This is a genomic window from Stenotrophomonas sp. Marseille-Q5258 (genome assembly GCF_946900935.1).
Taxonomy (GTDB): Bacteria; Pseudomonadota; Gammaproteobacteria; order Xanthomonadales; family Xanthomonadaceae; genus Stenotrophomonas; species Stenotrophomonas nematodicola.
The window spans coordinates 109,227-134,644 of record NZ_CAMPPN010000013.1 but is presented as its reverse complement, the minus strand read 5'-3'; the positions used below and the strand labels follow the sequence as shown (position 1 = coordinate 134,644).

Genomic DNA, 25,418 nt, shown 5'->3' with positions numbered 1-25,418 from the left:
CATGGCCCGCGCCTGCCCCATGCCGCGCGCGTCCTGCCTTGTCAGTCCTTCCGCGGCGCATGGCCGCGGATCGCGTCACTCACAGCTCCAGCACATCCAGTGCCGGGCCTGCGTCGGCGGTCTCCTCGATCAGCGCCTGCAGCTGCACCGCCATCGCCGACAGCTCGGGGTGGTCGAAGATCAGCTTGATCCGTGCCTCCACGTCGAACGCGTCGCGGATGCGCGAGATCAACTGCATGGCCAGCAGCGAGTGGCCACCGCGTTTGAAGAAGTTGTCGTTGCGGCCGATGCCCTCCACGCCGAGCAGCGCCTCCCACAGCGCGGCCAACCGGGTCTCGATGCCGGGTTCGGGCGCGACATGCACCGACGTTGCCCGCAGCTGATCGGGATCGGGCAGCGCGCCGCGATCGATCTTGCCGTTGGCGGTCCGCGGCAGCGCGTCCATCTGCAGGTAGTCCTGCGGCAGCATGTGCGACGGCAGCCGGTGCCGCATGTGGTCGTGCAGCTGCAGAACGTCGGCCGCCGCATCTGCGTGCGCGCTCCAGTAGGCGATCAGCACCTGCTCGCCGGCCTGGCCTCGTGCGACAACCGCGCACTGGGCCACGGCGGGATGCTGCGCAAGCTGCGACTCCACTTCGCCCAGTTCGATGCGGTGTCCGCGGATCTTGACCTGCGCGTCGATCCGGCCCACGTAGTCCAGGCGCCCGTCCGCCAGGGCGCGCGCAAGGTCGCCGCTGCGGTAGAGGCGTGCACCGGAGCCGGTGCCGAACGGATCGGGTAGATAGCGCTCGGCGGTGGCATCGGCGCGGCCGGCGTAGCCGCGTGCCACGCCCGCGCCCCCGATGTGGACTTCGCCGACCACCCCCACCGGGACCGCGTCGCCGTGGCCGTCCAGCAGGTAGATCCGGGTGCCCGCCGTCGGAGCCCCGATGCCCACACGCGGTCCCCCAGCACCCAGATCCTCGACCGTGCACCACACGGCGGTCTCGGTGGGTCCGTACTCATTGAACAGTGCGGTGGCCGGAAGCAGCGCGCGGTGACGCTCCACCAGCGCCGGCGGACATGCCTCGCCGGCAACGATCACGGTGCGCAGGCTGGCCAGGGTGGCCGGATCGCCCGACGACAGCAGCGTGGCGTACAGGGACGGCACCATCAGGGTGTGGGTGATCTGGCGGGCGCGGACAAGCTCGGACAGGCAGGTGATGTCGTGGACGACCTCGGGGGTGGTCATGACCAGTGTGCCGCCGGACCCGAGGGTCCAGAAGATGCCGGCAATGGAGCTGTCGAACGAGAACGATGACAGCAGCAGGAAGCACTGCGGCGGATCGCGATAGCCCAGCCCGCGTGCCGCGGTGGACGCGAGGATGGCGGCGTGCGGCACGCAGACGCCCTTTGGCTGTCCGGTGGAACCGGACGTATAGATCATGTACGCGGCGGTCTCCGGATGCAGGTCCGCATCCACGCCGGGATGACCGGCGGGGGTCTGCATGGCGTCACCGAACACCAGCGATGTCACCGGCAGGCCGTCGCACAGGTCCGCCTGCGCCTGGCGGTCATCGACGATCAGCCACGCGGCGCCGGCATCGGCGAGCATGTAGCGCAGTCGCGCCTGCGGGTAGGCAACATCGAGTGGCAGGTAGGTTGCCCCGCAGCGCAGTACCGCCAGGATCGCGACAATCATGTCGAGCGGATTGGCCAGGCAGACGCCGACCCGGCGCTCCGGCCCGGCCCCCAGCGCGGCCAGGTGCGCGGCCAGCTGCGCACTGCGCCGCTCCAGGTCGCCATACGTGAGCTGCTGCGATTCCCGGACCAGTGCGACACGCGCCGGCGATTGCGCCGCTGCGTGCAGGAACAGGCCAGCCAGACCCCGCCGGTCGGCGGCGACGGGCGGCAGCAGCGGCCCGTGCAGGACGGCACTGGCGGCGGTGCCCGCCGCGCGTCCCGACAGCGCGGCCACCGGCGTCTCAAGGTCCGACGTGCACACCGCGTCCAGCGCGTCCAGGAACTGTTCGCCCAGCACGGCAGCATCCGCATCCCCGTACTGCCCGCGGTCGTACTGGATCATGAGCTGCAGACGGTCGCCGAACTGCTCGCAGACAAGGTCCAGCGCGCCCTCGCTGTCGGCCGGGTGCGACGCGACCAGGTGCACGGCGTCTACCGGTGCGGCCACATGTACGCGATGGAGGAAGCCGGCCAGGCCACCCGATGCCGCCGGCGCGAAGGCCACGCTGGCAGCGGCGGCGGCGACCGTCGCCTCCAGTTGCGCCAGGGCCTGGCCAAGCGCGTGGGAAGGATCGACCTCGACACCGACGGCGACACGCTGGCTGTAGGGCCCGATCGCCTCGTCCAGCTCGGCGACGCGCGACGGGGCTTCAAGGTCGACGTGGACCAGAGTGTCGCCCTGGTGCCGGCGCAGGACCTGCAGCCAGGCAAACAGCAGGCGCGCCCTCGCGGCACCCGGCTGCGCCGGAGACAGTACCTGCGTGGCCAGCGCGGCGGGGACGGTCAACGCGACGCGGCCACGTTCGCGCCCTGCGCCGGCTGCCGGTCGGGCGAACGGCAGGGTCCGCTGCAGGTGGACGTCGGCATGGCCCTCGGCCCGGGCGGGCCACTGTTGCTGTTGCCACTCGGCGTAGTCGGCGTGCTGGACGATGGCGTCCTCGCGTGCATCGGTATCGCCGGCGAGTTCACGCTGCAGATGACGCGCGAAGACCGCCAGCGACACGGCGTCGAACTGCAGGTCGGTGCCGCGCAGCAGCAGATGGCCGCCCTGCGCGTGGGTGGACGCAATGGCCTCCAGCGTCCCGACGGCCAGGGGGGCGCGCGCGACCAGCAGCGCCAGGTCGTCCGCGAGGTTTCCCGTGGAGGGCAGCCAGTCGATCCGTGCCTGCGGCAGGACCACCTGAAGCGACTCGCTGAAGCCCTGCACGACCGGATAGCCGGTCCGCAGGATTTCATGGCGGTCGACCACCGCGCTTACTGCCGCCTGCAGGCGCGCGGGATCCAGCCCGGCGCCCAGCGCCCAGGCATGCACGCCGATGCGCCCGGCATGATCGGCCGGGCGTGCTGCCAGGCGGGTCCGCTGTTGCTCCGAAAGGCTGTACCCGGTGTGTTCGTCCTGCATGTCACGTCCCCTCAGTAGTCGTTTCAATGGCCATGCCGCGCTGCGCCTGGGCCATGCCCGTCAGCACCCTCCTCTGCCCCTGGAAAGGCTCCCGACCGTGCACGACGAGCATGTTGTCCAACCAGACAACGTCGCCGGCCTGCCAGTCGAACCGGGTCATCTCGCGTCGATAGATGTCGCGCAGACACGTCAGGTGGTCCGGATCGATATCACCGCCGTCCCCGTGGAAGGTATTGGTCGGCATGTCATGTGCGGGGAAGGTGCGCATCAGCTCCTCGCCGATGCTCGGCGGCAGGGTGCTGACGTTGAAGAAGGTGGCGTGATTGAACCAGAGCCGCTCGCCGGTCTGCGGGTGCGGCACCATCGCGTTGCCGATCTGGCGCGTCATCAGTCGATCGCCGGACTTCCACACGGTCTCGATGCCGACGCCTGCGCAATAGCGCTCGACCTCGGCACGGTCATCGGTCTGGAACACGGTCGGCCAGGGCAATCCGAAGCCATCGCCATAATTGCGGACGTACAGGATCTGACGTCGCTCGAACGCCTCCACGATGTGCGGCGGAATCGCCGCGGTGATCCGGCGGGTCGATCCAAACGGCGTGGCACCACCCGTGGACGACGGGAGGGCGCAATGAAAGTAGAGGTGAAGCGGATAGACCGGCGAGTAGGAATGCTCGTTGTGCGGGAAAATCCACTGGTCGCTGGGATAGTCGGTGGACGTATAGATGTTGCCGGCCACGGTGGTGCGCGGCGAGGCGCGGAACCGGTACTCCAGCGACGCGCCCGACCCGGCGACGATGCATTGTTCGAAGGCGGCACTGGTGCCGACCGCGAAGCCACGGAACAGCAGTGCGCCGTGTTCAAGCAGCAGGGCGGCCAGTTCCTCGCGGTTGGCCTGTATCCACTCGCCGAGGACCTGCCCGGGCGACTGGGCGGTGAACACCAGCGGCAGGCCGGACTGCGCATGCATCACCGACCGTGTCACGCGCCCGGCACCCGACACGCTCATCCCACGCCGGCGCGTGCCGCGCAACCCGCTGGCCGCGTCCTGTTCCATCGTCATGCCTCACTCCTGTCAGCCTGGGCGGCAACCTTGCCGCTGATTGGTCGTCGCTTGACCATGCCGATTCTGCCGGCGGCCAGTCGTTCATCGTGTTCCCGGCGTGCCTGGTCGGCCGCATGCAGCTCGGCCAGCAGCGCATCGACCGGCACCCCGGTCTGCTCCACCAGCCGCTGCAGCAGCAGGCACAGCTTGCCCAGCCAGCGCTCACCCGCGTCGGCGTCGAACAGCAGCCGGTTGTACTCGATGCGCAGCCCCGCCCCGGCGTCGTTGCTCCAACCGGTCACCACCATGTCCAGCTCGGCCGACTCGCGCGCATGCGGCCACGCGAGCACCTGCACGCCGGGCAGCTGCAGCGGTGGCACGGGCGCGTTCTGCAGCACCAGCTTATGCTGGAACAGCGGCGCGAAACGGCGGTCGCGGGGCAGGTCCAGCGCGGCCACGACCTGGTCGAAGGGCACGTCCTGGTTGGAGTGGCCGTCGATCGCCAGCGCCTGGACGCGCGCCAGGTACGCGTCCACCTGTTCGCCGGGCTGCAACCGCACGCGCAGCGCGAGCAGGTTGACGAAGAAGCCGATCATGCCTTCCATCTCGGGACGGGTGCGGTTGGCGACATCGGTGCCGATCACGATGTCCCCCGCGCCGCTTTCCTGCGCCAGCAGCAGCGCATAGGCCGCCAGGTACAGCGAGAAGCGGGTGGTCCGGCGCTGACGCACGAACCCGACGATGGCCGATTCCAGCGATGCATCGAGCTGGCGCGTCACCACTCTGCCGTCGAAACTGCGTTCAACGCTGCGGCGTGCCGGATCGGCGATGCTGGCGTGCGTCTGCGCCCCCGCCAGTGTCTGCGTCCAGTACGCCAGCTGCCCGCTGGCCATCGCCTGCCACTGCGGCGACCGCTGCCAGGCGGCCACATCGATCGCGTCCGGCGAGCGTACGCCAGGGGCCGGGCCGTCGGCCGCGCCGATGCTGCGCAGGTAGTGCGCCTGCAGATCGGCGATCAGCACGCCCATCGACCAGCTGTCACCCACGATATGGTGCAGCGCGACCGCCAGCACCAGGTCGTCTTCGCCCAGAGAGACCAGCAGGACGCGGATCAACCCACCCTGCTCCAGATCGAACGGCCGGGCGGCGAAGTCGCCCAGGATCCGATCGACCTCCCCGGTCTGCAGCGGCCCCTGCGCGACCGTGACCCGTTCGATGTCGACCGTGGCTGCCGGCAGCACGCGCTGCCAGGGACGGCCGTCCTCTTCGAAGAATGCCGTGCGCAGCGGAGCATGATCGGCGACCAGCGCTTCGAAGGCGGCGCACAGGGCAGCGTGATCGACGCGTCCGCTCAGGCGCGCGGTGGTCAGGATGGTGTTGGCGCCTGCACCACCCTCATGGCGTTCAAAGAACCACATCCGCTGCTGGGCGGCGGACAGCGCCACCTTGCGGGTGCGTTGTGCGGCGTCCAGTGGTGACACGTCCGGCAGCGGCGTCGCGGCCGGCGCCGGCGATGCCTGTCGCGCCCGCTCCACCACGTCGCCCAGCGTGGGGGCGGACAGGAACTGGTCCAGCGTGATGCGGCTGCCCGTGGCGGCACGCAGATGCGCGATCAGTTGGGTCGCCACCAGGGAATCGCCACCGAGATCGAAGAAGTTGTCCGCCGGGCCCGCCTGCGCGCGCCCGAGCCGCTCGGCGCAGAGGGTGAGCAGCAGCGAGGCCAGTGCATCACCGGACACCGGTGCCGTCTCGTGCCGTGGCTGCGCAGCGGCCTGCGTGGACGGTACCACCGCCGCCTTCGGTGGCGCAGCCATGCCTGGGCGTTCGACCCAGTGGCGACGCCGCTGGTACGGATAGGTCGGCAGCGGGACACGGCGGCGCTCACCTGCGGGAGGCACGTTCCAGACCACACCGGCACCGTGACACCAGAGCTGCGCGTGGGCGCGCGCCATCGCCGCCGCCTCGTCGCCAACGGCTGCTGGATGCCCGAGGGTGGACAGTGCGACTGCGGCGTGCGCGCCGTCGGCCAGCGAGTGCCGTACGAGCGAGGTCAGCCCCTGGCCAGGGCCGACTTCGAGCAGCAGGTCGCTGCCACCGGCCAGCAGCGTGCGTACGGCGCGGTCGAACCGGACCGGGCTGCGCAGGTGGTCCACCCAGTAGTCGGACCGGGCGCAGTGCCCGGCATCGACCCAGTCGCCGGTGACGTTGGAGACGAAGGGACGCACTGCCGGGCGCATCCGCACCGAGTCCAGCACCGCCCGGAATGCAGGGACGGCACTTTCCACGAGGGGCGAGTGGAAGGCGTGCGAGGTCACCAGGCGGCGTCGCGCGATGGTGGATGCCAGCTGCGTGTCGAGCGCGTCGATGTCTGCGGCGGTGCCTGCCACCACGCAGTGTCCTGGCGCGTTGTAGGCCGCAATGGTCACGCCCTGCGGCAACAGCGGCGCAAGCGCGTCGGCGGGAAGCGCGACGCTGAGCATGGCCCCCTGCGGCGTTTCCTGCATGACGCGCCCACGCGCCACGACCAGCGTCAGGGCGTCCGCCAGGTCGAAGACCCCGGCCAGGGTGGCGGCGACATACTCGCCCAGGCTGTGCCCGAGCATCGCATCGGCCTCCAGACCCCGGGCCTGCCATGCCTTGGCAAGCGCATGGCTGACCAGGAAGATGGCCGGTTGCGCCACCTCGGTCTGGCGCAGGCATTCGGCCGCCGCCCCATCGCCCGGCTGCAGCAACAGCGCGCGCAGGTCGTGCGGAAGCAGGCGCCGCAGGAGCTGTTCGCCGGCATCGAACGCGTCACGGAAGGCCGGATCGGCGGCATGCAGCGCCGCCGCCATGCCTGGATACTGGCTGCCCTGGCCAGGGAACAGCATGGCCACCCGCGCGCCAGGCTGCGCCACACGCGTCCCGGCATCCGGCCGCCGCAGGGCCTCAACGGCGTCCTCCAGCGTCCGCGCGACGACCGCGCGCCGCAGCGGCAACATCCGCCGCCCCTGCTGCAGGGTATGGGCCACGTCGCACAGCGCCAGGCCGGCGTTGGCCTGCAGATGGGCCGCCAACGCGGCGCTCGACTGCGCCAACGCCACCTCATCCAGCGCCGACACGGGCAGCACGTGGATGCCGCCCTCCCGCCCCGGCGCGCGCGGCGGCCCCTGCTCCAGCACGGCATGGACGTTGGTACCGCCGATGCCGAAGGAACTGATGCCGGCACGGCGCGGCCGCGCCCGCGTTGGCCAGGGCGCAGGGTTGGCTGCAATCCGGAACCGCGATCCGCTCAGCTGCAGCGCCGGGTTCGGGGTGACGAAGCCCACCTGCGGGGGAATCAGCCCATGCGCCAGCGACAGCGACGCCTTGATCAGTCCGGCAACGCCGGAGGCGGCATTGAGGTGCCCGATGTTGGCCTTCAGCGAGCCAAGGTGGCACGGCTGCGTTCCACCCGCGCCGTAGGTCGCATGCAGCGCGTCCAGTTCGATCGGGTCGCCCAGCCGGGTGCCGGTGCCATGCGCTTCGATGTAGTCCACCTCGGCCGGATCGACCGCCGACACCAGCAGCGCCTCGCGGATGACCCGTGCCTGCCCTTCCGGGCTCGGCGCGGTGAAGCCGATTTTGCCGCGGCCGTCATTGTTCATCGCCGAGCCACGGATCACCGCGTGGATGTGGTCGCCATCGGCGATCGCGTCCTCCAGGCGCTTGAGCACCACCATGCCGACACCGCTGCCGGGCAGCGTGCCGGCCGCGGCGGCGTCGAACGGACGGCAATGCCCGTCCGGCGAAAGGATGCCGCCTTCGTTGTAGGCGTAGCCGCTGGTCTGCGTTGCCAGGATGGACGCCGCCCCGGCCAGGGCCATGTCGGTCTCGTACTGAAGCAGGCTGCGGCAGGCCAGGTGGACCGCCGCCAGCGAGGACGAGCAGCCGCAGTTGACGTTGAGGCTGGGGCCGCGCAGCCCGAGGGTGTAGGAGACAAAGGTGGGCGCGAAGTCCTTCTCGTTGTGCAGGTACAGCGGGTGCACGCCCACCCTGTGCACGATGTCCGGCGAGGCCAGCAGATGCTGGTACAGATACCCGCTGGTGCCCACGCTGGCGTAGATGGCAATCAACCCCGGATAGGTGGCGGCCACGTAGCCGGCATCCTGCAGGGCGGTTTCCGAGCACTCCAGCAGCGCCTTGTGCTGCGGGTCCTTCAGCTGGGCGTCGCCCGGGGTGATACCGAAGTAGGCCTCGTCGAAGTCCTCGACGGCCGCCATCACCGCCGCACGACGGACATAGCCGGGGCGTGCTGCCGTGGCTGCATCCACGCCGGCCGCCTGCAGCGCAGCGGCGTCCAGATCGACGATGCACTCCCGACCGTCACGGATCGCCGCCCAGAACGTGTCGGTATCGGGCGCGCCCGGGAACCGTCCGGCCATCCCGATGATGGCCACGGCCTGCGCCGGCACAGAGGTATCAGCCATCGGTACGTACCTCGCGTTGGCGCTGCAGCGCCGCGCGCGCCTTCTCCGCACGGCGGGCCATGTCGTGCTCGGCCGTCGAAGCGCCCTGCCCCGTCGCCGGTGCCGACGATGCGTCGTAGAAGCGCGCCTGGGCGGCGATGGTGGTGGCCTGGAACAGGGTCACGATCGGCATCTCCCTGCCAAATGCGGCGTCCAGCCGTGCCTTCAGCTGCACCAGCAGCAGCGAGTGGCCGCCACAGTCGAAGAAATTGTCTTCCACGCTGACCTCGTCCACGCCGAGCAGCGCGGTCCAGATCGCGGCGATGTCGTGCTCCCGCGACGTGCGCGGCGCAACCACGGCGCGGCCGCTGCCTCGCTGGCGGCTGGCAGGCGGCAGCGCGCGCCGGTCCACCTTGCCGTTGGCGGTCACCGGCAACTGCTGCATCCACACCAGCGCCGACGGCACCATGTGGGCGGGCAGGCACGTGTGCAGCTGCGCTAGCAGCGCCGCATCGCCGGGACGCACCGCACCGGTGGGCACCAGATACGCCGCCAGCCACGCGTCCGCGCCGGCCTCCTGGGCAACCACCACGGCGGCGCCGACGCCGGGCAGACGGCCGAGCACCGCCGCCACCTCGCCCGGTTCAACGCGATGGCCGCGGATCTTGACCTGGTCATCGGCGCGACCGAGCAGCTGCAGCGCGCCGTTCGGCCAATAGCGGGCACGGTCACCGGACCGGTACATGCGCGTACCGGGAGCATCCTCGCCGGACACCGGCTCGGGCAGGAACCGTTCGGCGGTCAGGTCGGGCCGGGACAGATAGCCCTGCGCCACGCCGGCACCGGCGATGTACAGCTCACCGATCACGCCGACCGGACAGGGCTGCAGCTGTGCGTCGAGCACATGCAGCCGCAGGCGTCCCAGCGCTCGGCCGATGGGCAGGCCGGCATGATGCGGTGCGCCGTGCGCCTCATGGGTCGCCACGCCGATCGTGGTCTCGGTCGGGCCGTAGTGGTTGACGACCCGCAGGTCGGGCCGACGCTCGCGCAGGCGCGCCAGCAGGGCCGGTGCCGCCGCCTCGCCCCCCAGCACCAGGCACTGCCGCGGCAGCACGGCCTCGCCCCCCGGCACCTCCAGCAGCGCGGCCAGATGGGATGGGACGATCTTGAGACAGTCCACCGGATGTTGGGCCAGATGCAGGCTCAGTCGAGCCGGGTCGAGCACGGTGTCGGACGGCACGATGTCGAAACAGCGTCCGGTGAGCAGCGCGCCATACAGCGCCGTGTAGCCGAGGTCGGCGGTCCACGTGGAAAGCGCGCTCAGCGACGCCGACGCCTCCAGCCCCAGACGCTGCTCGATGGCCTGTACGTAGTGGCATACCGCCTGGTGGCTGACTTCCACGCCCTTCGGTCGGCCGGTGGAACCGGACGTATAGATCACATAGGCGATCTGCAGGGGATCGACCGCTATCCGCGACGGGCGCACCGCCGCTTCGGCCCGCGCTGGCAACCGCGTGACATCCAGCGTCGCCATGCCGTCCAGCGACGCCCAGCGGTCCGTCGCGCCGGCATGCACCAGCACGCGCGGCGAGGCTTCGGCAAGGATGTCGGCAAGCCGCTGCGTCGGTGCGTCCGGGTCCAGCGGTACGTAGGCAACGCCACAGCGGAGCGCGGCCAGCATCGCCGCGATGCACGCCACGTCGCGCGGCAGCACCAGCGCGATCCGATCACCGTGCCGTACGCCGAGGTCGAGCAGCGCATCGGCGATGCGGCCCACCTGGTGATCCAGCGCCGCGTAATCCAGGACCGTCTGCCCGGACCGGACCGCCGGCGCATGTGGGAACCCTGCCACACATGCATCGAACAGGGCATCGGCACTGACCGGACGCGCCGGGGTGACCGCAGGCCCGCACAGCGGGGTGTACCCCGCCAGCGGCGCCTGCAGCAGCGCGCTGCGCATCTGCTCTGCCAGCACGTCGATATCGGCCGCACTGAAGCAGCGGGCATCGAACACGAATTCAAGCATCCACGCGCCCGCGTCGATGCCCGCCCGCAGCACCAGCTGACCCGGCATGATGGCCAGCCCGCTGTCGCCGCGCCACCGCGCACCGCCGTTGCCGCCGCTCGTGCGCCACTGATATCCGTGCACAGGCAAAGGCAGGGCTGGATCGAAATACTCCTGATGCCGCCGCGCCTGCGCGAGCGCGTCCGCCATCCGCGCCGCGCTGTCGGCCGCCGTCAGGCCGCAGGTATCGCAGCGCAGCGGAATCGCGCGGGCGACAGGCCCGATCACCGTGGCAAGTTCGTCAAACCTGCGGCCGTGATCGAACAGCGTCAGGTCCAATGCGCCCACGCCGCACCATCGGGAGAGCACGCCGTGCCAGGCGAGCAGAGCCTGCAGTTCCGGTTCGACCGGACCGGTCACGCCGCTCTCCACCCGGTAGTTCCGCCGCGCCGGGGTGACGCTGGACGAGGCGGCATGGCGCGCGAACGGCAGCCGTGCCGCGTGCGCGGCGTCTGCGTTGAGCGAGGACCAGAACGCGCGCCCGGCTTCGGCGACCGGGCTTTCCAGGACGTCGTGCATCCACTCGGCGATATCGATGTACTGCGTGTCGGCCACGAACGGCTCGGACGCGGCCAACGCCTGCGCGAGCAGTGCCAGCGCGGCGTCATCGGCGATCCAGGTGGGCGCGCGCAGCAGCAGGTGCCGAGGGCCGGTCGCTGCGTCCAGCAGCGCCACCGCCAGGTTCGCCTGCCGGCTCGCGCTGCAGTCCAGCCAGGCGTCGACCAGCGTGTCGACGTCCGCCTCCGCCTCCGTCGCCAGCCTGCCTGCGACCACATGGCAGCGCGCCGTTTCGCGGACGTACTGCACCGGTTCGCGCAGCCCATCCACCTGGACAAGTTCGACCCGCAGGATTTCCAGCTCGGCAGCCAGCCGCTGCAGCCGCGCTGCCAGTGCATCCGGCGTCAGCGGCGCATCCAGAGCGAACACTGCGGCGCTGTACCCCGTTCCCGTGCCGCGTCCCTGCCATGCATGGCGCTGCAGGGGTGACAGACGATATCCGACATCAGTTTCCAGCATGGTTTTCCTTCATCCCTTGAAGTCCAACTGCGTTCCTGGCTGACAGTGCTGCAACGGTTCAGTCCGTCATGGCCACCAGAATCCTCCTGGGGCCGCGAAACGGCATGCGACCGTGCGCGAACAGCATGTTGTCCAACACCAGCAGGTCACCACTCTGCCAGGGGAAGCGGATCGCATGGCGTTCATAGCAGCCACGGATCTCTTCCAGCACGCTGTCCTCTATTTCCCCCCCATCGCCGTAGCACGCATGCCGGGGAAGGTTGTCCCTTCCGCATGCAGCCAGCAGCATCGCCCCCTGGTCTTCCGGCAAGGAAGACACATGGAACAGGTGGGCCTGGTTGAACCAGACCTTCTCGCCGGTCAGTGGGTGTGTTGCAGACGCCTGGCATACCTGCCAGGTGCGAAGCCGTTCCCCTTCCCGCCACGAGAACCCGATGCCCGCCTGGGCACAGAATGTTTCGACCTCGCTGCGCGATTCAGTCTGAAACACTTCCTGCCAAGACAGGTCCAGTTCACCGTAGTTGCGAACATACATTATTTTTCGCCGTTCGAGGCGCTCGCGAAGCGCCGGATCGAGCGACGCATACACTTTCCTGCTGTCGGCGATCGGCGTCTCACCGCCTTCGGCGCTCGGCTGCTGCGCATGGAAATAGATGACGCCCGGCCACGCATGCGTGTACGAGTTCTCGTTGTGCAGCGGAATGGCGTACTCGGCGGGATACTCGGTGGAGGTGTAGATGCGGTCGTCCAGCTGCGTGCGCGGCGTCGAGCGGTTCTCGTAGGTCAGCCGTTCGCCGCCGCCCAGCGCATCCACCACGCCTTTGAACACGGCCACATCGTCGATGCCCATGTTGCGGTACAGCAAGGCGCCGTGCCGCAGCAGGCACTCGCGCAACTGCGCGCGATGGGTGCGGGTCCAGGCCACGGGATCGATCTGCGCCCCGGCGTTCGCCTGCAGGCGCCGAGGTATCGGATGCCCGTCGGCGAAGTCCAGCTCCTCCACCAGGTTGCCCGACACCGGCACCTGGCGCCGCCCGCTGCGCTGGCGCAACAGGGACAGCGAGGACGGCGATTCGATCTCACTCATGGTCGACGACTCCTTCGTTGATGATGGCGTTGCGCCGACGACTGCGCGCCAGCATGCCGTGGGATGCTTCCTGCAACGATGCCGCCTGGCGCGCCTGCGCGGCGTCCTCGATCCGTGCCAGTGCCTCGATCAGCGCTTCCACGGTCTGCGTGGGTGCTGCACTGGAGACGTCGAGCAGGTGCGCGAACTGTGCCGACAGGCGCTCAGCGGTGGCGCGGGTGAATACGTCGGTGTTGAAACTCAGGCTGCCACGCAGTTCGCCTTCCACCTCCTCGATGGTGAACTGCAGGTCGAACTTGGACGAGCCGGCGTCCACACCCACCGGCTCGACCATCAGGCCGGGCATCGCCTCCTGCTGGATCGGGACGTTCTGCAGCACCAGCTTCACCTGGAACAGCGGGGTGTGGGCCAGCGTGCGGGGATGGCCCACCGCGTCCACCACCTGGTCGAAGGGCGCGTCCTGATGCGCATACGCATCCAGGGCGGTCTGACGTGCGCGCCGGAGCAGTGCCTCGAAGGTGGGATCACCAGCAAGATCCACGCGCATGACCACCTGGTTGGCGAACAGGCCGAACACCGCTTCCAGGTCCCGCTCGGCGCGGTTGGCCACGGTCGCTCCCACCGCGATATCGCGGCTGCCACTGGCGTGCGCAAGCACCACATCCAGCGCCGCGAGCAGGTACATGTACAACGTGATGCCCTGCTTGTTGCACTGCGCGACAACGCGATCCCGCACGGCGCCGGCGATGCGCAGGTCCACTGTGGCGCCCCGGAAGCTCTGCACGGCCGGCCGCGGCAGGTCGGTGCGGATCGGCAGCAGCGCGGGCAGGCCGGCCAACCGGGTACGCCAGTAGTCCAGCTGCGTCCCGGTGACACCCTCCATCTGCAGCGCGCGTTCGCGCGCGACGTGATCGGCGTAGCCCAGCCGCAACGGCGGCAACCGGGCGCCGTCGGTACCGCCTGCATAGAGTGCCGCCAGCTCGCGCAGCAGCAGCGCCATCGACCAGCCATCGGCGGCAATGTGATGCACGCTGAGCAGCAGCACATGCTGCACCGGCCCGATCCGCACCAAGGTGAACCGGTGCACCGGCCCGGCCGCGAGGTCGAACGGCGCTGCGGCCTCTTCACGCGCGATGGCCTCCAGCGCCTCCGCGTCGCAGGCGATCAGCCGCATCGCGTCCGCCATGCCCTCATCCACCACCCGCCGCGGAACGCCGGCGTCGTCGACAAAGCGCGTGCGCAGGGCGGCGTGGCGCTCCACCAGGTGCGCGAGGCAGTCGCGCAGGCGCTCCTCGTCGAGCACCCCGTCAAGGCGCAGCGCGGTGGTGATGTTGTAGGTCGCGTCCTGGCCCTGGAGACGGTCCAGGAACCACAGACCACGCTGCGCATAGGACAGCGCGCCATCGTCGGCGACCGGCCCCGACGGCGCTCGACGGGAGATGCCTGCAGACCGCTGCGCATCGATGCGGGATGCCAATCCAGCCACCGTGGGCGACTCGAACAGCGCGCGCACCGGCAGATCAATGGAGAACGCCTCCCGCGCGCGGACCACGACCTGGGCGGTCAACAGCGAGTGCCCGCCCATCTCGAAGAAGTTGCTGTCGCGGTCCACGACCGGCCGGTCCAGCACTTCACTCCAGATGCCGAGCAGCAGCTCCTCGCTGGCCGACAGGGTACCGGGCGCCACCGGCAGCGTCGCCGCCTGCCCGTCCGGCAGCGGCAACTGCTTGCGATCCACCTTGCCGTTGGCCGACAAGGGGAAGGCCGCGAGCGTCACGTAATGCCACGGCACCATGTAATGCGGCAGGCGCTCGGCGAGTGCCTCCCGCAGCGTGGCCGCCACCGGTCCGCCGGTCTCCGAGGGCCGCACGTAGGCCACCAGCCGGCGTTCGCCCGGCGTGTCCTCGCGGACGACCACCAGCGCATCGCCAACGCCCGGCTGCTGCTGCAGCGTTGCTTCGATCTCGCCCAGTTCAATGCGATAACCGTTGACCTTCACCTGGAAGTCGGCGCGCCCCAGGAACTCGATGTTGCCGTCGTCCAGGTAGCGCCCCCTGTCGCCGGTGCGATAGAGGCGCTCCCCCGTGCCGGGATGGACAATGAAGCTGGCGGCGGTCTTCACCGGGTCGCGCCAGTAGCCGAGAGCCAGGCCGACGCCGCCGATGAACAGGTCGCCCTCGATGCCGATCGGGCAAGGCGCCAGCCTTGCATCGAGCACGTAGAAGCGCTGGTTGGCCAGTGCCTTGCCGTACGGAATGCTGGGCCAGGACGGGTCGACCTCGCCGATGGGATAGAGAATGGACCAGATCGACGCCTCGGTGGCCCCGCCCATCGACACGATCGCGCCGCCGGGGAAGCGCGCCCGGTAGCGCTGCGGCAACGACAGCGGTATCCAGTCGCCGCTCAGCATCGCCAGCCGCAGGCTGCCGGGCAGACAGCGGTCCTGCCGCTCCAGCTCGTCCACCAGCAGCTGCAGCAGCGCCGGCACGGAATTCCACAGCGTCACCCCGTGGGCCTGCAGCAGCTGCGTCCAGGCGGCCGGATCCTGCTGCGCGGACGCGGCAGGCATCACCACCGCAGCCCCTGCTGCCAGCGGGCCGAAGATGTCATACACGGAAAGATCGAAGCTCAGCGACGATACCGCCAGCACGCGATCCCGCGCCTCCACGTTGAAGCGCGCATTGATGTCGCGGACGGTGTTGACCGCGCCGCGATGATCGATCATCACGCCCTTGGGTTGCCCCGTCGAGCCGGAGGTGAAGATCGTGTACGCCAGATCGGTCGCCACCTGCAGTGCGGGCACCGGCCCCTCCAGCAGCGCATCATCGGCGTGGATGTCCAGCCGTGCCACGCCCGCGGGCAGCACATCGCCGCAGGCGACACCCGGCACCGACAGCACTGCGGCTGCCTCGCCGTGGCCGACCAGGAAGGCACGGCGCTCGGCCGGCCAGGACGACTCGATCGGCAGGTAGGCCGCGCCCGCGTACAGAACCGCGTACACCGCGACCACCTGCTGCCAGCCCTTCTCCATCACCACCGCCACGTGCTGCCCGGGGCGCACGCCGGCGTCGGAAAGCCGCCGGCTCACGGCAAGCGCGTGCTGGTGCACCTGTCGGTAGGTCATCTGCCTGTCGTCGGCGATGACCGCCACGGCATCCGGCGTCCGCGCAAGCTGGGCAGCGAACAGGCCATGCAGGGTCGCGTCGGGGTCCCCCAGATCGGTGGCAGTGGCGTTCCACTCCCCATCAATGGCCGCCTGCTCGGCTGCGGTGAGCATGGGCAGCGCGCCCAGCGCCGAGGCCGGTTGTTCGGCCATCGACTGCAGCAGCCGGGCCAGATGGCCGAGCAGCCGTGTCGCAGCAGCCGGGGCGAAACGCTGTGCATCGTGGTACAGGCAGAACGACAGGCATTCGCCGGGCTCGACCATCAATGTCAACGGCAGCTCGGTCTGGTCCAGCGCGTCGGCCCAGTCGATCCGCAGTCCATCGCCCAGAACGCCATCGACCGCAGGATAGTTCTCGAACACCACCAGCGTGTCGAACAGCGGCGTACCGGCGGCAAGGCCCGTCCATTGCACGATATCGGCGAGCGAGCAGTGTCCGTGCGATTCACGCTCGGACTGCGCGGCATGCAGACCGGCCAGCCACGGCAGCAGTTCCCGCGTGTCGTCGACCTGCACCCGCACCGGCAGACTGTTGATGAAGGGTCCGACCGTGCGTTCAACGCCCGGCAGATCCACCGGCCGCCCCGAGGCGGTACACCCGTACACCACGTCCGCGTCGCCGCTGTAGCGGGCGAGCAGAATCGCCCAGGCGCCCTGCACCAGCACGCCGAGCGTCAACTGGCAGCGACGCGCAAGCGCCTGCAGAGCCGCCGTGTGCCGTCCGTCGAGGGTGCCGCGCGAGGCGCACGGACGCTTCTCTCCGCGTGCGGGAGCAGCGAGGCTGCCACCGGCCAGTGGCTGGCGCGGCGACAGTCCCTCGAAGGTCCGTTGCCAATACGCGGCCATCGAGGTGCGGTCCTGGCGGCGCAGCCACGCCACGTGATCGGCGAAACGGCGGGGTTCGGGCAGCGTCGGCCGGCGGCCTGCCACCAGCGCCTGGTAGCACGCCAGCACTTCGGCGAGCACGATCGATCGCGACCACCCATCAGACACCGCGTGGTGTTCGCTGAGCACGAAGCGGTGGACATCGTCGGCAAACTGCAGCAGGTAGACCCGCAGCAACGGCGCCTGTTCGAAACAGAAGCCGCGCTCGCGGTCCTCCTGCAGCAGCGCCTGGTAGCGCTGCTCCTGCTGGGCCGGCGGCAGCGACCGCCAGTCATGGAAGACCCACGGAAGGTCGACGCTGCGCTGTACCACCATCACCGGTACCGCACCCGCTGCGCGCTGCACGCTGGCGCGGTAGACATCGTGGCGCCCTGCCACGATCTGCCAGGCCTGCTGGAAGGCAACTGCGTCCAGACGCCCGCTGATCTGGTTGCGGAGGTGCGATACATACACGCCCTCACCGGGGGCCAGCAGCGAGTGGTAGATCAGTCCGTGCTGGATCGGGGTGACCGGGAAGATCGTCTCGATCATGCGGGCCGAGGCCAGCCCGGTGGACGCGACCAGCGCGTCCAGTTCCTCCTGTCCGTCCTCCAGCAGCGGTACATCGGAGGGCGACAGTCCGCCGCTGGATGCCAGCACGCAGTGTCCCACCAGGCCGCGCAGCGCCTGGACATACTGCGCGGCCCATGCGGCGACATCCTCCTTCCGGACGTACGTCGGACAATAGGTGAACACCACCTGCAGCCGCTGGTCCTTGACGAAGGCGACCACGTCGATCGCATGGGTACGCGTCTCGTCGTGGGCCTGCATGGCCCCAGGGTGTTCCAGCGCGAGGTCGAACAGGCTGCCCTGCCCCATCGACTGATCGAACTGCCCGAGGTAGTTGAAGCTCACCGCCGGTGCAGGCGCCTCATCCACACCCGCCCCGAGGTAGCGCACCACGCCATAGGCCAGTCCCTTGCCCGGAAGCGCGCGCAGCTGCTCCTTCACCGCCAGCAGGCAACGCCCTTCGTCGCCCGCGGCAGGCAGGTCCAGCGTGAGCGGGAACATGGACGTGAACCAGCCCACCGTCCGCGATACGTCGATCTGGTCGAACAGGTCTTCGCGTCCGTGGCCTTCCAGCGTCAGGCTGAGCTGAAGCTGGCCGGTCAGCGCACGGGCAGACAGCGCCAGGGCGCACAGCAGCAGATCATTGATCTCGGTGCGGTAGGCCGCGCCGGCCTCCCGGAGCAGGCAGTGGGTGTCGCCTTCGTCCAACGCCAGTTCGTACTGCTCCTGTCCACCATGCCGGTTGTGGCCACCGTCGAGCAGCGGCACGGGCAGCGGCGCCAGCGGCATGCCGTGCCAGTAGCGCGCCTGCTCGTTGGCCTGCTCAGTGCGGGCGTAGTGCTGGAGTTGCCCGGTCCACGCCTTGTAGGCGCTGGTCTTGGCCGGCAGCAGGGCCGGTGTACCCGCCGCATGCGCGGTGTAGAGCGTGGCCAGGTCTTCCAGCAGGATGCGCCAGGACACCCCGTCAGTGACGAGATGGTGGACCACCAGCAGCAGTCGCAGCTCGCCGTGTCCCAGGTCGAAGCACGCGGCACGCAGGGCTGGCGAACGCTCGAGCACAAGACTGCCCTGCATCGCGGCGGCCTGGTCCTGCATGGCCTGGGCGGCCGCCTCCGGTGCATGCATGCCCAGGTCGTGCCACTCCGGCACCACCTCCTCCGGAGCACCGTAGGACTGATGCCAGCGGCCCCCGTCCTGCCGATAGCACAGCCGCAACGCGTCGTGGTGCTCTACCAGCGCGGTAAGCGCGGCCTGCATTGCCGCCAGGTCCAGCGAAGGCCGGTTGACCTTGAGCAGCAACGACTGGTTCCAATGATGCGGGTGCGCAAATGGCTGCGCGAAGAACCACGCCTGGATCGGTGCCAGCGGACAGTCGCCGCTGAGCACCCCCTGCTCGGCCAGAATCGCCGGTGCGTCCGGTTGCGCCGCGACCTCGGCCAGTTCGGCGATGGTCTGCCGCTCGAACAGCTGCCGGGAGGTCAGGCGCAATCCCGCCTGGTTGGCCCGTGCCACCACCTGCGTGCCCAGTACCGAATCGCCCCCCAGCTCGAAGAAGTTCTCATGCACCCCGATCCGCTGCAGCCCCAACACCTGCCGCCACACCTCCACCAGCGTGCGCTCGCAGGCGTTGCGCGGCAGCTGCGGATCATGGCCTTCAGCAGCGCCCGTAGCGCCCATGCCGGCCAGCGCGGCCTCGTCCAGGGAGCCGTCGGGCAGGCGCGGAATGCGCTCGCACGGCCGCACATCCAGCACATGCCGGTGCCCCAGCCCATCGCGGTAGGTATCCGTCGCCTGTGCGACGAGGGCCGCAGGCGCCGCGATGTAGGCAGCCAGCACGCGGCGTCGGGCCGGCGTGCCCTCGATGTCGGGCAGCAGGTGTCGATTGGCACCGTCCAACCCGACCGAATAGCGTCCTGGCGACCGGCACAGCAGGGCCTTCATCGACACCCAGCCCTCTTCCAGGCTGATGGCGTGGTAGCCCATCGCGCGCGAGGCCTCGCGTGCATAGCCGGGGTTGTCCTGGCTCATGCCCACGTCGTCCCACATGGCCCAGTCGATGACGTAGGTGTTGGGGAAGCGCGGGCGCAGCTGTTCCGCATACCCGGCCAACGCACCGTTGGCCATCGAATAGGCACCAAACGTCGCACCGCCGTACAGCGCGTTGACCGACGAGAACGCCACGCAGAGCAGCGACGGGCGTTCCTCCAGCAGCGGCACCACGGCATGCAGCCCGCCCACCTTGGGCGTCAGTGCGGCACGGTAGGCCTGCTCGGTCTCTTCCGCCAGGCCGTGGCGGCTGGCCTGCGACCAGTGCGCGGCTACATTGCCGCCCTCCGCCAGATCGCCCGCCAGGTGGAACACCCCGTCCAGCCCCCGTCCCCACCGCCGCTCGGCCTCGGCCACGGCGGCGCACACGGCAGCGCTGTCGGTGACATCGGCCTGGACATAGAGCACAGCGCCATCGCGCGCACGCGACCGCAGCTCGGCAAGGACGCGGGCCCGCTCACGCTCACGTGCATCGCCATCGGGCGTGGCAGCGCTGCGCCCGATCAGCAGCACCTGCGCATCGAACTCGTGGCACAGCCGGTTGGCCAGGTACCGGCCGATACCCCCCAGGCCACCGGTCAGCAGGTAGGTTCCGCCCCTGACCAGCGGCAACGGCTGCGCATCGGCGGCGCTGACGTCCAGCTCGGACAACCGAGGCAGCAGGCGCTGCGACCGCCGGTACATCACTTCGTGATCGAGCGCGGCGGCACTGCCTTCTTCCAGAAGCCGCGCGACGGTCCCCTCCGCGTCGGCATCGGCAAGGTGCACCAGGCTGGGTTCGAGACAGCTCGCTTCCAGCGCGGCGGTGCGCAGCAGGCCCGGCAACGCGGCATCTGCCGCCGTGGCGCCGGCCTCACCGCCGCGTGCGAGCAGGAACTGCACGTCCTGCGCGGGAGCGCACTGCGCCAGCACCCGCAGCAGCGTGCGCACCGGAGCGAGGGCCGCATCGGTCTCACTCACCGGGTCGTGCGCCGGCGCATCGACGGGGTCCTGCCAGAACCAGAGCAGCTGCAGCACGCCCGCCGTGCTGGCAAGCGCGGCATCCAGCAGTGCCCGGTAATCCTCGGCGCGGTCGCGGCGCACCACATGGGTTCGAGGCGTTGCCCCGTCCGGTGCGACGATGTCCACGGCAGGCGCGCCACCGGCCGGCCACACCAGCCATAGCGGCACGGTGTCGCCCGACGCTGCCAGCAGCGCGCGCGCCTGCAGCGCATCATCCACGAACGCGATCCGCGCAGCAGGCGTGCGTGCCCCCATCGCGCGACGCTGTGCAGGCCGCCACGTGCGTCGGTGGAACCACGCCGGCACCGTGTTGGCATTGCCGGCCAGCAGGTCCTGCGTGCGCAGCAGGCTGTCGAACTGGCCGGCCATCAGCTGCGCGGCCAGCTGGCCACGCTGGATCTTGCCGATGGAGGTCTTGGGCACATCGTCGACCGACAACGGGACGATGTAGGACGGATTGACCTGGCAGCCGCGCAGGACCGCCTGCCGCACCGCGCGGATGGCGGCATCGGTGTCCCCCGCTTCTGCGGCGGGAACGAAGAAAATCGCCAGTCGATCGGTCGCCGCGCCCGGCTCGCGCACCGCGGTGGCAGCGGTGAAGGAGATCTGCACGGCGCCGGTCTCATCCACCACCTGTTCGATCTCGTGGCTGTGGAAGTTGGCGCCGTTGATGATGATCACGTCCTTCTCGCGACCGGTGATGGTCAACCCCACCGCACCGATCGTGGCCAGGTCGCCGGTGTTGAACCAGCCATCGGCGGTGAACGCCTCCGACGTCGCCTCGACGTTGTGCAGATAGCCGCTGGTGACATTCGGGCCCCGGATCTGCAGGCGTCCGACCCGTCCCATCGGCTGCACGCGGTCGTCGGCGTCCACGATGCGGATGGCCACGCCGGGAATCGGCTCGCCCACCGCGACGAACGGATCGTCATCACGGCTGCCCTCCAGGGTCAGTCGCGAGAACACGACGCCCGAGCACGTCTCGGACATGCCCCAGGAGGGGCGCATACTGGTGCCGGGCAGGCCGAAGGCGCGCAGGCGACGCAGGAACCCACGCGCGCTCTTGCTGACGATCGCTTCGCCGCCATTGAGGATGAACTGCATCGAGGACAGGTCCCAGCTGCGTTCGGGCGCGTGGTCCACGGCTTCATTGACCAGCGCGAAGGCGAAGTTGGGTGCCCAGGTGGCGGTTGCGCGGTACTGTTGGATCAGGTCCAGCCAGCGCAGCGGCGCCTCCAGCACATACTCGGTGGCGACCTGAAGCTGTTCGCAGGCAAGCCAGGTATCGAGCACGTGGAACATGACCAGCCCACCGACGTGGTCCAGCGGCATCCAGTTCATCGATACGGCACCGGCATCGAATCCGTTGTGCAGCGCTGTGGCGGCCGAGCGTGCGATCAGCGCCCGGTGGCTCTGTCGCACCGCTTTGGGCATGCCGGTACTTCCGGACGTCAGCAGCAGCAGGGCGACGTCATCCGCATCGGGCGTGTGCAGGTGACCCGGTGCCTGCGCGCGTGCGAGCACGGCGCCGTCGAGCACGGCGACGGGCACGTCTTCGCGACGCAGCAGCGCGGCGATTCCACTGTACTGGGCCGCGCTGGCGACCACCGCCCTGGGCTGCAGCAGCCGGCAGGTATTGAGCAGCTTGTCGCGTCCGGCACTGGGCACGTCATAGCTGGGCAGCACCCCCAGCGGCACCGGCACCAGTCCGCCGAGCACGCAGGCCCAGAACACCGGCACGACGTCCAGGTTGTCGGCCAGCTGAAGCACCACGATGTCGCCGGGGACAACGCCTGCCTGACTCAACCCGCCCAGCACCTTCTCGGCCTCCACCAGCACCTGGGCATAGCTGCGGCGCACGGCCACGCCGTCGCGGTCGATGCAGATGACCCCCCGGTCGCCGGCCGCCGCACGCCGCAGCACGGCCCCCAGGTCGGTCGGCAGGTCCGACGGCAGGGCATTGCCCTCGAGCAGCGCGTCAGCCTGCGGCGCGGTCGCCGCCTGCAGTGTCGCGTCCGCGGCATCCTCGACCCGGGCCTGCTCCACGGCCTGGCGACGCCAGCCCGGAATCGCATCGGCCAGGTGGTGGCGACGCGCCTGCACCTCGGTGTCCACCAGCACTGCGGCCGTATCGGCGCCTGCGGTCGCCTCGGACAGCGCCTGCGCTACCCGCGCCATGTCCGTGTCTGCCAGCGCAGGACACATCTTCAGCGCGGCGAGGTCGACCCGACCGTCGGCGCACAGCGGAATGGTCGATACGCTCACCCAGATGTCCGGACGGAGGCCCACCGGCAGCAACAGCGCGGTGGCCTCGGCGACCGACGCCACCGCTTCGCTGCGCGCGACCACGACGTACACCACGAGCCGGTCGCCGTCAGCGGTGGGCTGGAGCGCGACGTGCGCATCCTTGACCATCGCATGCGCCTGCACCGTCGCTTCGATGCCCGCCAGTGCGAGCGCATGGCCATCGCGGCGGACCACATCGGCCGGCCCCGGCAGCAACTGCAACTGTCCGTCCGGACGCCAGCGCGCCCGTCGCTGCAACGTCAGCGGCGACGGACCGGCCACGCGCACGTTGCCGGCGATGGTCGGGGCGCAGCCACGGCCCTGCGCGTCGCAGATCTCCAACGCGGCATCCCACGCCTCCCAGCGGTCCTGACCCGGCGACGCGCTGCCGCCGGCCATCGACTGCGCGACTACATGCGCCGGCGACGGGGTCAGCGCGTGGAGATGGTGAAGCTGGACGAGCGCGCCGCCGACCTTGGCCTGCAGGCGGTTCAGATCGGTGGCCCCGCCCACGTAGATCAGGATGGGCGGCAGCAGGCCCGGATGCGCCGCCTGCACCTCGCCGATGCAGCGGTCGTCGCAGAGCAGCGCTTGGCCCGACATGCCACCGGCGTGCAGGATCACGCGCGCCGCCTGGCCTGCCCACAGCATGTCGCGCACGAATCCTGCCGTACCGGGATGCCGCAACAGGGTCACGTCGTCGCCACGCACCAAGGCGCAGCAGCGGCCCTGCCGCAGAACCGCTGCATGCAGCGCGTCATGCGAGCAGACCCGTGCGGTGCCTTCGCAGTCCACCTGCAGGGCCGGTACATCCAGACGGGGCGACCAGATGGCGTCCGGGACGACGGCGGCGTCCGGCGCGACCAGATCGCGCCAGGCGATCGCGCGCAGGTCAGCGTCGAGCGGCGACGCCGGTTCCTCTCCGTCATGGATGAGGACGGTGCAGCCGTGGCGCCCCAGCAGCGCGCGCAGCGCGCCTGCCGGCAACGTCCGGTCCACCAGCAACGGCACCACGCCTGCGTGCCAGCACGCCAGCACCGCCGTCCAGCCTGCCACCGCATCGTCCATCGCCACACCGACCACCGCCCCCTGGCCGGCGATGCCCGCCAGCGCGCGGGCCGCGGGGACCGCCGCCTGCAGCAGATCCCGGCCCTCGTGGACGCCGTCTGCGTCCACCAGCCGCATGTCCGCGCAGCGGGCCTGCAGGGCGGCCATCGTGGTGGCATCGACCGCCGCCCCTTCCGGCAACGGCAACCGCGGGGGCAGTGCCGCCGCGATCGTCCCGGCCACCGGCGCCTCCGGCGCGCGCACCAGCGCGCTCAGCAGCGCGCCGTACTGGGCACCGAAGGTGCGCATCGTCGCGGCCTGGTAGAGGTCCGTGCTGTACGTGAGGATCGCACGGTACCCGGCGGTCTGCGGCTGCAGTTCCAGCACCAGATCAAAATCGCTGCCCTCACGGCCGATCTCGATCGGCTCGATCGCCAGCCCGCCCAGCGCGAGATCCCCGCCGGGCACGTTCTGCACCGCGAACAACACCTGCGCCAAGGGGGCGTGCGCGGTGCTCCGCACCGGATTCAGCGCGTCCACGACCTGGTCGAACGGCAGCTCCTGGTGGGCATAGGCCTGCAGCGTGCCGTGCCGCACCTGCTCCAGCAGCTGGGTGAAACTGAGTGCCGTGTCGATCGCATCGCGGAGCAGCACGGTGTTGGCGAAGAAGCCGATGACCCCCGCCAGCTCCGAGCGTCCCCGATTGGCCACGGGAGTTGCAACGAGAATATCGCTGCGCCCGCTGTGGACGCCCAGCAGTACCTCGAATGCCGCAAGCAGCACCATGAAAGGCGTAGCGGAGCAACGACGGGCCAGCGCGGCCACCGCGTCGGCCGTGGACGCATCCAGGTCGAAGAACAGCGTCGCGGCCTGGAAGCTCTTGGTCGCGGGGCGAGGATAGTCGCCCGGCAGGTCCAGCAGGGGCGGAGCATCGGCAAGACGCTCGCGCCAGTACGCAAGGTGGCGCCGCGCCTGGTCAGGGCCCATCTGGTCCTGCTGCCAGTGCGCGTAGTCGACGTACTGCACCGGCAACGGGTCCAGTGCCGCCGTCGCCCCGCTCGCATGGGCCGCATACAGGCGGCTCAGCTCGCCGATCAGGACACCCATCGACCAGCCATCGGAGATGATGTGGTGCATGTTCACCAGCAGCACATGCGATTCTGCGTCCTCGCGCAGCAGCTGCGTTTCGAACAGGGGCCCGGTCTGCAGATCGAACACGCGCTGGCTCAGCGCGGCGCAGCGGGCATCCACCGCCGCGGCGCGATCGGCGGCTGTCAGCGGTGACAGATCCACCTGGGTCAGCGCCTGGCCCCCGGCAGGATGTACGCGCTGCACCACCGCAACGCCATCCAGCTCGAAGGTGGTCCGCAGGGATTCGTGACGCGCCTGCAGGTCGTCGAGCGCGGACTGCAGCGCCGGCAGATCAAGGGGACCACGCAGGCGGACCGCCGACGACATGTTGTACGCCGCATTGCCGCCGCGCTCCTGGAACATCCACATGCGCTGCTGGGCCGGACTGACGGCATGTACGGACTGGCTGCGATCCACCAGCGGGATCGGTGCCGGTGCCGCCGTAGTGCCTTGCTGGCGCAGCGCACGCATCAGTGCGTCGCGTTCGGCGGGAGAGAGACGGGCGATCCTGTCGTTCAGCGAATCCATGTCGTAGTGCCTCCAA

The 25,418-nt window shown here is 70.0% G+C and carries 6 protein-coding genes; all 6 read right to left on the bottom strand.

From position 1 onward, the window contains the following. Positions 1–79 precede the first annotated feature (79 nt). The 6 genes from OC534_RS10655 to OC534_RS10630 are packed head-to-tail and all read right to left on the bottom strand — an operon-like array spanning position 80 to position 25,402. Positions 80–3,124, bottom strand: a complete 3,045-nt coding sequence (locus OC534_RS10655; RefSeq protein WP_262071768.1) for a non-ribosomal peptide synthetase — start codon at positions 3,122–3,124, stop codon at positions 80–82. Between the two features lies 1 nt (position 3,125). Next, complete coding sequence (locus OC534_RS10650; RefSeq protein ID WP_017357526.1) at positions 3,126–4,187, bottom strand: TauD/TfdA family dioxygenase; 1,062 nt, start codon at positions 4,185–4,187, stop codon at positions 3,126–3,128. Beyond that, entirely contained in the window at positions 4,184–8,617 is a 4,434-nt protein-coding gene (locus tag OC534_RS10645; protein WP_262071767.1) for a condensation domain-containing protein, read from the bottom strand. Before OC534_RS10645 ends, OC534_RS10650 begins: the two co-directional genes overlap by 4 nt. Continuing rightward, entirely contained in the window at positions 8,610–11,678 is a 3,069-nt protein-coding gene (locus tag OC534_RS10640) for an amino acid adenylation domain-containing protein (protein ID WP_262071766.1), read from the bottom strand. Before OC534_RS10640 ends, OC534_RS10645 begins: the two co-directional genes overlap by 8 nt. 58 nt (positions 11,679–11,736) lie before the next feature. Beyond that, entirely contained in the window at positions 11,737–12,765 is a 1,029-nt protein-coding gene (locus OC534_RS10635) for a TauD/TfdA family dioxygenase (protein ID WP_166473181.1), read from the bottom strand. Continuing rightward, positions 12,758–25,402 (bottom strand): non-ribosomal peptide synthetase, encoded by a 12,645-nt coding sequence (locus tag OC534_RS10630; RefSeq protein ID WP_262071765.1) that lies wholly within the window; start codon positions 25,400–25,402, stop codon positions 12,758–12,760. Before OC534_RS10630 ends, OC534_RS10635 begins: the two co-directional genes overlap by 8 nt. Positions 25,403–25,418 lie beyond the last annotated feature (16 nt).

Coding starts and splice junctions, on each gene's coding strand:
- OC534_RS10630 (WP_262071765.1), bottom strand. CDS start 25,402: ATGGATTCGCTGAACGACAGGATCGCCCGTCTCTCTCCCGCCGAACGC.
- OC534_RS10645 (WP_262071767.1), bottom strand. CDS start 8,617: ATGGCTGATACCTCTGTGCCGGCGCAGGCCGTGGCCATCATCGGGATG.
- OC534_RS10640 (WP_262071766.1), bottom strand. CDS start 11,678: ATGCTGGAAACTGATGTCGGATATCGTCTGTCACCCCTGCAGCGCCAT.
- OC534_RS10655 (WP_262071768.1), bottom strand. CDS start 3,124: ATGCAGGACGAACACACCGGGTACAGCCTTTCGGAGCAACAGCGGACC.
- OC534_RS10635 (WP_166473181.1), bottom strand. CDS start 12,765: ATGAGTGAGATCGAATCGCCGTCCTCGCTGTCCCTGTTGCGCCAGCGC.
- OC534_RS10650 (WP_017357526.1), bottom strand. CDS start 4,187: ATGACGATGGAACAGGACGCGGCCAGCGGGTTGCGCGGCACGCGCCGG.